General features: G+C 58.5%; 11 protein-coding genes and 1 pseudogene. 1 reads left to right on the top strand and 11 read right to left on the bottom strand.

Annotation, left to right across the window (positions count from 1 at the left end; genetic code table 11):
* The 10 genes from QZL67_RS06300 to QZL67_RS06255 all read right to left on the bottom strand — a co-directional run.
* A partial coding sequence (locus QZL67_RS06300; protein WP_292919996.1) for an RNA methyltransferase occupies positions 1 to 722 on the bottom strand: 722 nt, incomplete at its 3' end.
* A 379-nt stretch (positions 723 to 1,101) separates the two neighbouring features.
* Positions 1,102 to 2,109 (bottom strand): aldo/keto reductase, encoded by a 1,008-nt coding sequence (locus QZL67_RS06295; protein ID WP_022289899.1) that lies wholly within the window; start codon positions 2,107 to 2,109, stop codon positions 1,102 to 1,104.
* Positions 2,110 to 2,249: 140 nt separating this feature from the next.
* On the bottom strand, positions 2,250 to 3,749 hold the full coding sequence (gene lysS / locus QZL67_RS06290) for a lysine--tRNA ligase (RefSeq protein WP_022289898.1): 1,500 nt from the start codon (positions 3,747 to 3,749) through the stop codon (positions 2,250 to 2,252).
* A gap of 11 nt (positions 3,750 to 3,760) precedes the next feature.
* Positions 3,761 to 4,234, bottom strand: a complete 474-nt coding sequence (greA, locus tag QZL67_RS06285; RefSeq protein WP_022289897.1) for a transcription elongation factor GreA — start codon at positions 4,232 to 4,234, stop codon at positions 3,761 to 3,763.
* 109 nt (positions 4,235 to 4,343) lie between these two features.
* A complete protein-coding gene (locus QZL67_RS06280; protein ID WP_022289896.1) occupies positions 4,344 to 5,111 on the bottom strand; it encodes a hypothetical protein in 768 nt (255 codons plus the stop codon).
* Positions 5,112 to 5,163: 52 nt separating this feature from the next.
* Positions 5,164 to 6,414 (bottom strand): murein hydrolase activator EnvC, encoded by a 1,251-nt coding sequence (locus QZL67_RS06275; protein WP_022289895.1) that lies wholly within the window; start codon positions 6,412 to 6,414, stop codon positions 5,164 to 5,166.
* A 10-nt stretch (positions 6,415 to 6,424) separates the two neighbouring features.
* Positions 6,425 to 7,315, bottom strand: coding sequence for a permease-like cell division protein FtsX (gene ftsX, locus QZL67_RS06270; protein ID WP_022289894.1), 891 nt, complete (start codon positions 7,313 to 7,315; stop codon positions 6,425 to 6,427).
* Positions 7,308 to 8,000: a cell division ATP-binding protein FtsE gene (gene ftsE / locus QZL67_RS06265; protein ID WP_022289893.1), complete on the bottom strand. Its 693-nt coding sequence runs from the start codon at positions 7,998 to 8,000 to the stop codon at positions 7,308 to 7,310. Before ftsE ends, ftsX begins: the two co-directional genes overlap by 8 nt.
* Before the next feature lie 266 nt (positions 8,001 to 8,266).
* The gene (locus tag QZL67_RS06260) at positions 8,267 to 9,358 is read right to left on the bottom strand and encodes a CdaR family transcriptional regulator (protein WP_022289892.1); all 1,092 of its coding nucleotides are present in this window, start codon (positions 9,356 to 9,358) and stop codon (positions 8,267 to 8,269) included.
* A 169-nt stretch (positions 9,359 to 9,527) separates the two neighbouring features.
* Positions 9,528 to 10,247, bottom strand: a complete 720-nt coding sequence (locus QZL67_RS06255; protein ID WP_022289891.1) for a pseudouridine synthase — start codon at positions 10,245 to 10,247, stop codon at positions 9,528 to 9,530.
* 84 nt (positions 10,248 to 10,331) lie between these two features.
* Between QZL67_RS06255 and QZL67_RS06250 the strand changes: the two genes are divergently transcribed.
* Complete coding sequence (locus QZL67_RS06250) at positions 10,332 to 10,805, top strand: DUF4830 domain-containing protein (protein ID WP_022289890.1); 474 nt, start codon at positions 10,332 to 10,334, stop codon at positions 10,803 to 10,805.
* Between the two features lie 56 nt (positions 10,806 to 10,861).
* Here QZL67_RS06250 and tuf read toward each other — a convergent pair.
* Positions 10,862 to 11,119: pseudogene (tuf, locus tag QZL67_RS06245) on the bottom strand (elongation factor Tu); the annotation flags it as partial.

Raw genomic sequence — 11,119 nt, 5'->3', positions numbered from 1 at the left:
CCCGCCGCCGCGTTCAGTGACTCGCAGTGCTCGCTCATGGGGATGCGCACCGTCTTGTTGCAAAGACGCAGCACCTCCCCGGAAAGCCCCCGGCCCTCACTGCCGATGGCCACGGCACAGCACTGATAATCTGCCTTCCGGGCATCCACAGTATCGCTGCGCAGTGCGGCGCCATAAAGCGGCAGCCCGCTTTTTTGCAGCAGCGCCGCCAGTTCCTCCACGGAACAGTTCCACACCGGGCAGCGGAACACCGCCCCCATGGTGGCCCGCACCGTCTTGGGGTTGTACAGGTCCGCACAGCCGTTCACCAGCAGCAGCCCGTCAGCGCGGAAGGCATCCGCTGTGCGCAAAATGGTCCCCACATTGCCGGGGTCCTGCACGCCGTCGAGCACCATGTACCGCGTCCCCGTCAGCTTTTCCGGCAGCGGCCGCTCCGGCATGCCGCACACTGTCAGGACCCCCTGGGGTGTCTGCGCCGGGGATACGGAACGCATGACGTCTTCCGGCACCCGGACATGACGGACCCCCGCCGGGATGGGCGGCAGGGGTACCTGGTCCGTGGAAATCACGGTATGAAGTGCCCCCTGCCACAAGAGGGCTTCCTCCAGCAGCTTGGGACTGTCACAGAGGAATTCGCCGCAGCGGCGGCGATAGGAGGCGGAGGCTGCCAGCTTTCGCAGATGGGTGCAAAGCGGATTCTGCCGGCTGGTAATGGTCTCCATGGTGTTCCTCCCTTTTCTATCAGCCAGTCCCTCCGCCTGCCCTTCACAGGGGGCGCTGGGGACATAATGGCCAGTATATTTAATGTATTATAGCAATGTCTGTTTTCTTTTTCAAGCTGTCTTTGTGAAATTTGCGCGGCAAACCCGCCGCTCCCGCCGCATGCGGCAGGAGGGCGGGCTCAAGCATTGTGTTCCGTCTATCCTCGGCTTACCGGGGACACTGTGGTGGAAATCAGCTGTATGGCACATTGTCTTCTGCGCACTCCCGGCAGCACCACAGGGTATTTCCGCCGAACGGGCAAACTTTTCCACATCGTTTTGTGGAAAAGCCGATATTCCGTATATTCTGCCGCCCACAGGACCACTCTGGGCACAAATCTCAGTACATGCGCCCTTCCTTGCCGTATCGGTTGGGCGCATTTTCCCACAAATCCGCGTTTTCCCCCATCTGGTCCCGAAGCCGGGCAGAGTGTTCCTCCAACCACTCCAGCACATCGGCCGGGACCTGGGTCTCATAAGCATCCAGATTCTGCCGCAGCTGGCGGACATTTCGGGCACCCACCAGGATGCTCCCCATTCCCGGGCGGGCCTTGAGGAAATTCAGGGCCAAAGTGGACATATCATATCCAGTCTTCTGGCAAAGGCTGCGGAGTTCATCCAAAAAGGCGAAGATCTCCCGCTCGAAGCCGCCGTCGGTATGGCGGCCCGCGCCCCATTTGGAATCATACATCCGGTTGGCCCGGCGGTTCATGGGCACGTCTTCCAGCGTCCGAAACTTGCCGGTCAGCAGGCCCTGCGCCAGCGGGCTGTATGCCCAGAGCAGGATATGCTGTTCCTCCATAATGGGGCTGAGCTGATACTCCGCCAGCCGCCACACCAGAGAATAGGGCATCTGATTGAGCGCAACACCGTAGGGTGCCACATGCTCCAGGCAGTGAATCCCATGGTTGCAGACGCTGGCCATGCGGATCTTGCCGGCCTTCTTGAGCTCGTCAAATGCACCGAAGGTCTCCTCTGCCGGGATCTCCTCATTGGGCCAGTGGATCTGGAGGATGTCGATGTAATCGGTCTGCAGCCGCTTCAGTGACGCCTCGCAGGCCGCGATCACATCATCGTGATGGAGATGGTCTGAATAGACCTTGGTTGCCAGCACGGCCTCCTGCCGGCGGCCCTTCAGGGCCTGGCCCAGCACCAGCTCCGCCGCGCCGTCTCCGTATTTCTCCGCCGTGTCAAAGAGGTTGATGCCCCGGTCCAGCGCCTCGTGCACCGTCTCGATGGCCGCATCCCGATCGCAGCCGCCCCAGACCGGCGCCCCGGAAAAAGCCCAGGTGCCCAGGGACAGACCGGAGATTTTCGTCTTTCCGTCGTTTAACAGCTTGTAGTCCATCTTGTGCGCGCTCCTTTGTAAAAAGTTTGACACTCCGCCGCCCCGGGGCCGTTTGTACGCTCTGCCTTTTCCGGTGCCGGCAGGGATTAAAAAAGCGGCTCCGGCTATTTCCGGAGCCGCTTGCAGGCGTTCTCCCGCTCTTAGTCCAGCGGTTTCATCGTGGGGAACAAAATGACCTCACGGATAGTATCAGAATTGGTCAGGAGCATGACACACCGGTCGATGCCGATGCCCAGTCCGCCCGTGGGAGGCAGGCCATACTCCAGCGCGTTGATATAGTCATCGTCCATCATACCGGCCTCGCTGTCGCCCTTGGCCCGGGCCTCCACTTCCTTCTGGAAGCGCTGCTTCTGGTCAATGGGGTCATTGAGCTCGGAGAAGGCGTTGCCCATCTCACTGCGGCAGATAAACAGCTCAAACCGCTCCGTCAGGCGGGGGTCCTTGGGGCTGCGCTTGGCCAGAGGGCTCACGTCCACAGGATGCATGGTGATGAAGGTGGGCTGTACCAGCTTTTCCTCCACCTTCTGGTCAAAGCTCTCATACAGAGCGTTGCCCCAGGTGGCTTCCTTGCCCTCCGGCAGCACCACACCGGCAGCCTTTGCAGCCGCCCAGGCGGCTTCGTCGTCCGTGATGGACATGAAGTCGATGCCCACATACTGCTTGACCGCCTCTGCCATGGTCATCCGGGGCCAGCCGGGGGTCAGGTCGATCTTCTCGCCCTGCCACTCCACCTGATAGGTGCCCAGGATCTTCTGGGCGGCGGAGGAAAGCAGCTCCTCAAAGAGGTCCATCATATCGTTGAAATCCGCATAGGCCTGGTAGAGCTCCACGGAGGTGAACTCCGGGTTGTGCTTGGGGTCCATGCCCTCGTTGCGGAAGATCCGGCCGATCTCATACACCCGGTCCAGTCCGCCCACAATCAGCCGCTTGAGGGGCAGCTCCGTGGCGATGCGCATATACATATCGATGTCCAGGGTGTTGTGGTGGGTGATGAAGGGGCGGGCAGTGGCACCGCCGGAGATGGTGTTGAGCACCGGCGTCTCCACTTCCATATAGCCCCGGTTATCCAGGAAGTCCCGGACATGCTTGATAAACTTGGAACGGATGATGAAGTTCTGCTTCACCTCCGGGTTGACGATCAGATCCACATAGCGCTGACGATACCGCAGTTCCCGGTCCTGCAGGCCGTGGAACTTCTCCGGCAGGGGCAGCAGTGCCTTGGAGAGCAGGATAATGTTCCGGGCTCGGACGCTCATCTCGCCCCGCTGCGTGCGGAACACTTCACCCTCCACACCGACAATGTCGCCGATGTCGTACTTCTTGAACGCCTTGTAGACCGCCTCGTCCATCTCGTCCTGACGGGCATAGAGCTGGATGCGACCGTCCCGGTCCTGGAGGTCACAGAAACTCACCTTGCCCATGCCCCGCTTGCTCATCAGGCGGCCGGCCACCTTGACAGGCTGGCCCTCCAGGGCGTCAAAGTTCTCCTTGATCTGGGCAGAGGTATGGTCCCAGGCAAACCGGGTGATCTGGAAGGGGTCATGCCCTTCGGCCTGAAGGGCGGCCAGCTTTTCCCGGCGGACTCTGGTCTGCTGGCTCAGGTCCTGCTCGCTCTGCTGGGATGTCTTCTGTTCAGCCATCGTCTCTCTCCTTACCGCTCGATCTTCTTGACCGTGTACTCAATGTTGCCCCGGGGCGCTTCCACCGTAACGGTGTCCCCCTCCTTGGCACCCAGCAGGGCCTTGCCGAAGGGAGACTCCTCAGAAATGACGCCGTGCATGGGATCTGCCTCCTGAGAGCCCACGATCCGGTAAGCCGGCATTTCCTTGCCGCTGCGGTCCACCACAACGACCTTGCAGCCGATGGTGACCACATTGGTGGGGGCGTTGCTCTCGTCCACAATCACCACATGCTGCAGAATCTCCTCCAGCTCGGCAATCCGGGAATAGAGCTTGCCCTGCTCGTTTTTGGCCTCATCGTACTCGCTGTTCTCACTCAGGTCGCCAAAGCCACGGGCCACCTTGATCTGCTCCGCCACTTCGTCGGAGCGGGTTGTCTTGAGGTAATTGAGTTCTTCCTGCAGTTCCTGAGCGCGGGCCGCGCTCATCCGGTATTCCTTTTCCATGTCCACGGTTTCCTTTCCGATTCTTTAATCAGGGAGGGATGGTCTCTCCTGTGCATACTTATTCTATAATATCATTAGTGCTTTATTATAGTGATTGAAACCCAAAATGTCAAGTTGGAAGCATCTTTTGTGTCTCTGTCTGGGGTACGCCCACCGTGATCTGTCCCGGCCGGAGTGCCCCCGCTTCCCGGAGCGCCGCCAGCAGCTGCCCCCGGTCCGCTCCCACCGGCAGCCGCTCCTCCATAGCCGGCGGCAGCAGCAGCGGCGGCAGCGGCGTGGAGGCACCTTCGTAGAGAGGCAGGACCGCCCCACCGGGCTTGAGGTCCTCCCGCCGGTCAAAGAGCAGCAGGACATCCGCGCCTTCCAGCTGTTCTTTGGCGGGGCTCAGCAGCAGCGACACCCCGTACTCCCGTCTCAGCTGGCGGCAAAGCTCTTCACCGCCGTAGGGCAGGTCCAGAAGTACATAGCGGTTGCGCAGAGACAGTTCCGTCACCACCCGCACCAGTTCTCCCGTAAGCTGGGCTCCGGCCACCGCGATTCTGGCCGTCCCCGGGGAAAGTGCCTTGGCCTCCATCACCGCACGGGCCCAGTCCGCGGCCAGCGCCCGCCGCAGCGTCACCGTGGATACCGCCCGAATCCCCTGCCGCTCCAGCAGGTCCTGGTAGGCGAATTCGTCCGGCAGCACCGCCCGGGTAATCCCCAGTTTCCGCAGCCGCTTGCCCGCCGCGCTTACCCGGCGGCGCAGCACTGCCTCCGGCGTCTTGGGCCCCCGGGCAATCTCCGCGCAGGTAAAGCGCATATGCAGAATGCTCCTCTCCCCCACCCGCAGGCTCCGTCCCCGTTTCTCCGGTATTTTCCATAGCAGCAGTCCGATCATAATAAAATTCCTCCCGCCCCATCCTACGGGGCGGGAGGAGGTTTTATGCATTTTAAGCGCTTCCGGAAAGGGTGTAGCCGCTCAGATATCCCATGCGGGGTTCCGCACCGTCGCTGAGGGGATTGACCCGCACACCGTTCTCCGTCACCTCAAAGTGGAGGTGGGGTCCGGTGGAGTTGCCGGTGGAGCCGGTGATACCGATGACGTCCCCCTGGTTAACATACTGGCCGACGCTCACCTTCCGGCTGGACATGTGGGCATACAGGGTGGTATTGCCGCTGCCGTGGGAGATGACCACGTAGTTGCCGTAGGAGCTGGAGTACTGGGACACAATCACCGTTCCCGCCTTGGCGGCATACACCGAGCTAGTATAGCCCACCCGGCCGATATCAGTGCCCTTGTGGTTGGTGGAACCAATGCCGCCAGGAGACGCCCGGCCGCCCACCGTGGAGGTGATGTACCGGCTGTTCACCGGCCAGATGTAGCCGCCGGGGTTGGACTCCGTGGACTGGCCGCTGGCGGCCTGCTGGGCGATCAGCTGGTCGCTCAGACGCTGGGCCTCCGCCCACAGGGAATCCTGTTCCGCCTCCAGATCTGCCAGCACAGCCTCTGTCTCGTTTTCGTTTGCCGTGAGCTGCTGGATGACGGCATTGGCCTCACTGCGCTGGGTATTCAGTTCACTCTTTTTGGCCTCCAGATCCGCCTTGGCGGCCTCTTCCTCCGCCTTGCCGGTTTCCAGATCCGACTTCTTGGCCTCAATCTCATCCTGCAGTGCCTGCAGTTCATCGATCACCCGCTGGTCTGCATCCATGATTTCGTTGATAATATCCAGCCGTCCCAGCAGATCGGTAAAGCTGGTAGCCTTGAAGAGAACGGACCAGTAGCTGACAGTGCCCCGTTCCTCCATGTCCCGCACCCGGGCACAGAACAGCTCATACTGTGCCTCTTCCTTTTCCTCAGCGTCCGCCAGTTCTGCCTCTGTCTGCGTGATCAACGACGCGTACTCGGCGATCTGAGCCTCGGTATTTTGAATCTGGGCCGCGGTGTTGGCGATCTGCTGATCCAGCAGCTGCTTCCGGGCCATGGCCTCGCTCTTGTCGTCGGACAGGGAGTCCAGCTTGCTCTGCAGCTCTTTTTTCTTCGAATCCAGGCTGCTGGCCTGGTTTTTCAGATCATTGACGTCCGACCAGGTGGCCGCTAGGACAGGACTTGCTTCCGCCGCGACCAGAAGCACCACCATGGCCATTGCGGCCAGGCCCCGCCCCAGACGCGCAAAGCGGCGCCTGGCTTTTTTCTGTTCCATGAACTTCACCTCACACCTGCAGGAATTTGCGAATGGCGGCAAGACTTCCGCCCACACCGATCAAAATGCCCGCTCCCGCAAACACGCCTGCTACAGGAGCCCACAGCTGACTGAAGGGGATCACCCGGATCAGCTGCAGCGTATCATTGGTATCCACGCCCTGGGCCACCGCCTCATACAGCGCCCATTGCAGGAAAAAGGCGATGATCGCGCCCAAAAAGCCGATCATGAAGCCCTCGTACACAAACGGCCATCGGATAAAGCCGTTGGTCGCGCCCACCATCCGCATGATGGCGATCTCCTCCCGGCGGTCGAAGGTGGTGAGCTTGATGGTGTTGGAAATGATGAACACCGACACCACGAACAAGATGGCAATCAGTGCAACGCACACCACGGTTGCCACATTCCGCACCGTGACAAAGCCGCCGGCAATCTCCTCAAAGGCGTTGACCTCCGCGATGCCTTCTACTTCCTTCACTTTCTCCACCGTCTGGCTTTGCAGCTTCAAATCTACCATCCGGATGGCAAACCGGTCCCGCAGGATTGCCGGGTCCAGGTCCTGAAACATCTCCTCGTCGGGGTACTGGGCCTTGAACTCCTCCATGGCCTCCTCCTTGGAGATATACGTGGCGGATGCCACGTTCGGCACCTTCTCCAGCTCGCTTTGCAACGCCCTGGCCTGCGCTTCGGTATAGGAGTCATCCACATAGGCCAAGATCTCGTTTTCCTCCTCCAGATCTGCCAAAAGGGCATTGGCGTTCACCGCTACCAGGGTAAAGGTCCCCATGATGAGCAGACATGCCACGGTAATGCCGATGGCCGCGAAGGACATGAAGCCATGGCTGAACATATTGCTCAGGCCCTCATGAAAAAAATACCGAAAATCGTGCCGTTTAGCCATGGATATGCCCTCCCACATAGCCGCCTACGCTGTCGTTGACCACGTGGCCGGAATCGATGGTGACCACCCGTTTGCCAAAGCGGTCCACCAAGTCTTTTTCATGGGTCACCACCACCACAGTGGTACCCAGCTCGTTGATTCTCACCAGCAGGCTCATCAATTCCAGAGACCGCTCCGGGTCCAGGTTGCCGGTGGGCTCATCAGCGATGATGGTGTTGGGGTTGTTCACCAACGCCCGGGCAATCGCCACTCGCTGCTGCTCGCCGCCGGAGAGCTCCGTGGGATAACTGTTGGCCTTCTCCTCCAGTCCCACCAGATGCAGCACATAGGGAATCCGCTTGCGGATCTCCTTCTGGGGTGCGCCTACTGCCCGCATGACAAAAGCCAGGTTGTCATACACAGTTTTCTTCTCGATGAGCCGGAAATCCTGGAAAATCACTCCCAGGGTCCTCCGCATCAGGGGAATCTGCCTTTCCGAAATGTTGCTGACAGAAAAACCGTTGATCATAATGCGCCCGGCGCAGGGCTCCACTTCGCCGGTCAAAAGTTTGATAATCGTGGATTTGCCGGAGCCGGAAGGTCCCACCAGGAAGACGAACTCCCCGTCCTCAATGGTAAGGGTGATCCCCTTGATGGCCTTCGTGCCGTTGTCGTACACCATCTCCACGTCTTTTAAACGAATCATGCAGACACCTCACGCGTGTTTCATAATTTTCCGAATATCAAGACGGCTGTATCCGCCAAAAGGTTCCCGATTTCCCCTATTTGGCGGCATAGTCGACATAATGCCTAATCGAATTTCATTATATACGGTTTTTCCCGCCCATGCAACTGCATGTTGAAAGAATTCACAAAAAAAGTAACAAAAGTTACAGGCCTGCGGCCAGCCTCAAAAAATGAAACGCATCCCCGGACGGCATTCATCCGGGGATGCGGTCAATTCGATGTAAATCAGGAGTCAATGCCGCGGCTGGTCAGGTACTTTTTGACCATCAGCGCCACCTTAAACGTAATGGCATCATCAAACTCCCGCAGGTCCAGCCCCGTCAGCTTCTTGATCTTCTCCAGCCGATACACCAGCGTATTCCGGTGGACAAACAGCTTCCGGGCAGTTTCGGAGACATTCAAGTTGTTCTCAAAGAACTTGTGGATGGTGAAAAGCGTTTCCTTGTCTAGGGCGTCAATGGGGTTCTTCTTAAAAACTTCCTGGAGGAACATCTCACAAAGCGTGGTGGGCAGCTGATAAATCAGCCGGCCAATGCCCAGGTTCTCATAGTTGATGACGTATTTTTCCGTGTCAAAGACCTTGCCGACTTCAATGGCGATCTGGGCCTCCTTATAGCTCTTGGCCAGATCCCGCAGATGGATGGCAATAGTGCCGATGCCCACCACCACTGTGGGATCGCTGCCGGCCCGGAGAGATTCCTCCACAGAGGCCGCGATCTTGTTGAGCTCCTTGATGCCGGAGCCCTCCGGCATCTGCCGGATCAGCACCACGTCTCCCTCGCCCACAGAGAGGACAAAGTCGCTTTGCCGGTCGGGGAACTGGGCCTGGATCACGTCCGTAGGCACGGACTCGCCCTTTTTCAGGGAACGGATGACGAATACGCCTCTGGGCATATCCGCCGTGACGCGCAGTTCCTTGGCCCGCATGTAGATATCGCCCAGCATGATATTGTCGGAGATGATGTCCTTGATAAAGGCTCCCCGGTCATGCTTCTCCTCATAATAAGACTTGGCGGCATTCAGCGCCACCGTGGCCATGGCGCACACGGTCCGGCTGACCTCATTGTCACCAAAGGCAAACGCCGCATAATCAAACTGATTTCCCCAGCCGTTGAGCGCCTTGAACGTCTTTCCGTCTGAAGTGACCATGGTACCGCCGGCATTGTTGATTACCGGGACGTGCTCAGCCCAGCGCTGGCCAATCATGGACAGCTCACTGCATGCAATGACGATTCCCTCTCCATCAATTACACCCACTGTGCGGTCTGTATTCTCCTTGAGCTGCAGTACCACATTTTGAAAAATCCTTCCAGACATGGCCGGTCCTCCTCACCTAAAATCACACAGGAGCTTTGTGCAAATTGTCAATATCAATTCAATGGCAATATTATATCGAGGTTTTCGGCAGAATGCAAGATATTTTTTCTTTTTTCAACAAAAAAACCTTTTTTATTTTGGTGAAGATTTGATTTTTTTCAACGCTGTTTTATCGATTTCGTAACCCGTTGATCTCTTCATCTGTCAAAAAACGGTAGTTGCCTCTCGGCAGTTCCGGATCTAATGTCAAATTGCCCATCCGTACCCGTTCCAGGTACTGCACAGGCTTCCCCCGCTGGGCCAGCATCCGCTTGACCTGATGGAATTTTCCCTCCCGCAGCGTCACATAGGCCTCGCTCTCCTCTCCCGCGGAAAGGATTTCCAGTCCGGCGCTCTGACACACCAGTCCGTCATCCAGCACCATGCCGGCGGCAAAGGCGCGGCAGTCCTCCTCCGTCAGCCGGCCGGTGACCCTGGTATAATACACCTTATCCACATGGTGCCGGGGTGAGAGCAGGTCGTGGGCCAGACCGCCCTCATTGGTCAGCAGCAGCAGTCCCTCCGTGTCCTTGTCCAGCCGCCCCACCGGAAAGAGGTTTTGACGCTGCAGCTCCTCCGGCAGCAGATCCAGCACCGTCTTTCCCCGTCCATCCTCGGTGGCGGAGAGATATCCGGCAGGTTTGTTGAGCATCACCCAGGTGTACTGCCGGTAGGTCAGGAGTTCCCCATTGACCATGATCTCTGTCGTCTCGGGGTCCGCCTTTTCCTCAGCTGAGGCGGCCAGCCGTCCGTCCACCAGGACCAGGCCCTGGCGCACCAGCGCTTTGACCTCCCTCCGGGAGAACTTCCCCGTGGATGCAATGATTTTATCCAGCCGCTGCTTCTCCATTTCCCGCATCCTTTCTTATGCACTGTCATCAGTTTATCATAATTTCCCGCAAAAATGAATAGGAAACAAGCAGGAGGGATGCATATGCTGATTTGGACCGCCCGCGTTTCCAAAAAGAAAACCGCCGCCATAACGGCGGCGATCCTAGTTGTGGTGCTGGCTGTAGTGGTAGTGCTGGGGAAACACGCCGATTCGGCAGACTCCAATCTGCCCCAGCTGGCAGACAACGAAGCCCGTGTCTCCTATCTCCAGTCCATGGGCTGGGAAGTGGAGCCGGAGCCGGTGGAGACACTGCAGTTTCTGCTGCCGGAAAAACTGGAGGAACCCTATCTCACATATAACGAGCTGCAGGATTCCCAGGGGTTTGATCTCTCCACAGCCTGTGGAAAACAGGTCTCACGCTTTACTTATACCGTCACCAACTATCCAAACCGCCCAGAGGGCGTGCAGCTGAACCTTTATGTCTGCGAGGAGCAGCCGGTGGCAGGAGATGTGCTCTGTGCCGGAGCAGACGGGTTTCAGGATACCCTGGTCTACCCGGAAACCGAAGCGAAGTGATCCGTTTTTAGCAAAAAAAGACTGCCGCATTTGCGGCAGTCTTTTTTTAACAGAGATTAGTCGCCGATGATCTCGGTGACAGCGCCGGAACCCACGGTACGGCCACCCTCACGGATAGCGAAACGCAGGCCCTTCTCAATGGCGATGGGGGTGATCAGCTCAACGCTCATCTCGACGTTATCGCCGGGCATGCACATCTCAGTGCCCTCGGGCAGAGTGATGACGCCGGTCACGTCGGTGGTACGGAAATAGAACTGAGGACGATAGTTGTTGAAGAAGGGGGTGTGACGGCCGCCCTCGTCCTTGGTCAGAAC

The organism is Oscillibacter sp. CAG:155, assembly GCA_000436875.1.
Taxonomy (GTDB): domain Bacteria; phylum Bacillota; class Clostridia; order Oscillospirales; family Oscillospiraceae; genus Oscillibacter.
Note: the sequence above shows the minus strand (reverse complement) of the source record. Positions and strands in the feature narration are given on the sequence as shown.

Coding starts and splice junctions, on each gene's coding strand:
- QZL67_RS06295 (WP_022289899.1), bottom strand. CDS start 2,109: ATGGACTACAAGCTGTTAAACGACGGAAAGACGAAAATCTCCGGTCTG.
- lysS (WP_022289898.1), bottom strand. CDS start 3,749: ATGGCTGAACAGAAGACATCCCAGCAGAGCGAGCAGGACCTGAGCCAG.
- greA (WP_022289897.1), bottom strand. CDS start 4,234: ATGGAAAAGGAATACCGGATGAGCGCGGCCCGCGCTCAGGAACTGCAG.
- QZL67_RS06280 (WP_022289896.1), bottom strand. CDS start 5,111: ATGATCGGACTGCTGCTATGGAAAATACCGGAGAAACGGGGACGGAGC.
- QZL67_RS06275 (WP_022289895.1), bottom strand. CDS start 6,414: ATGGAACAGAAAAAAGCCAGGCGCCGCTTTGCGCGTCTGGGGCGGGGC.
- ftsX (WP_022289894.1), bottom strand. CDS start 7,315: ATGGCTAAACGGCACGATTTTCGGTATTTTTTTCATGAGGGCCTGAGC.
- ftsE (WP_022289893.1), bottom strand. CDS start 8,000: ATGATTCGTTTAAAAGACGTGGAGATGGTGTACGACAACGGCACGAAG.
- QZL67_RS06260 (WP_022289892.1), bottom strand. CDS start 9,358: ATGTCTGGAAGGATTTTTCAAAATGTGGTACTGCAGCTCAAGGAGAAT.
- QZL67_RS06255 (WP_022289891.1), bottom strand. CDS start 10,247: ATGGAGAAGCAGCGGCTGGATAAAATCATTGCATCCACGGGGAAGTTC.
- QZL67_RS06250 (WP_022289890.1), top strand. CDS start 10,332: ATGCTGATTTGGACCGCCCGCGTTTCCAAAAAGAAAACCGCCGCCATA.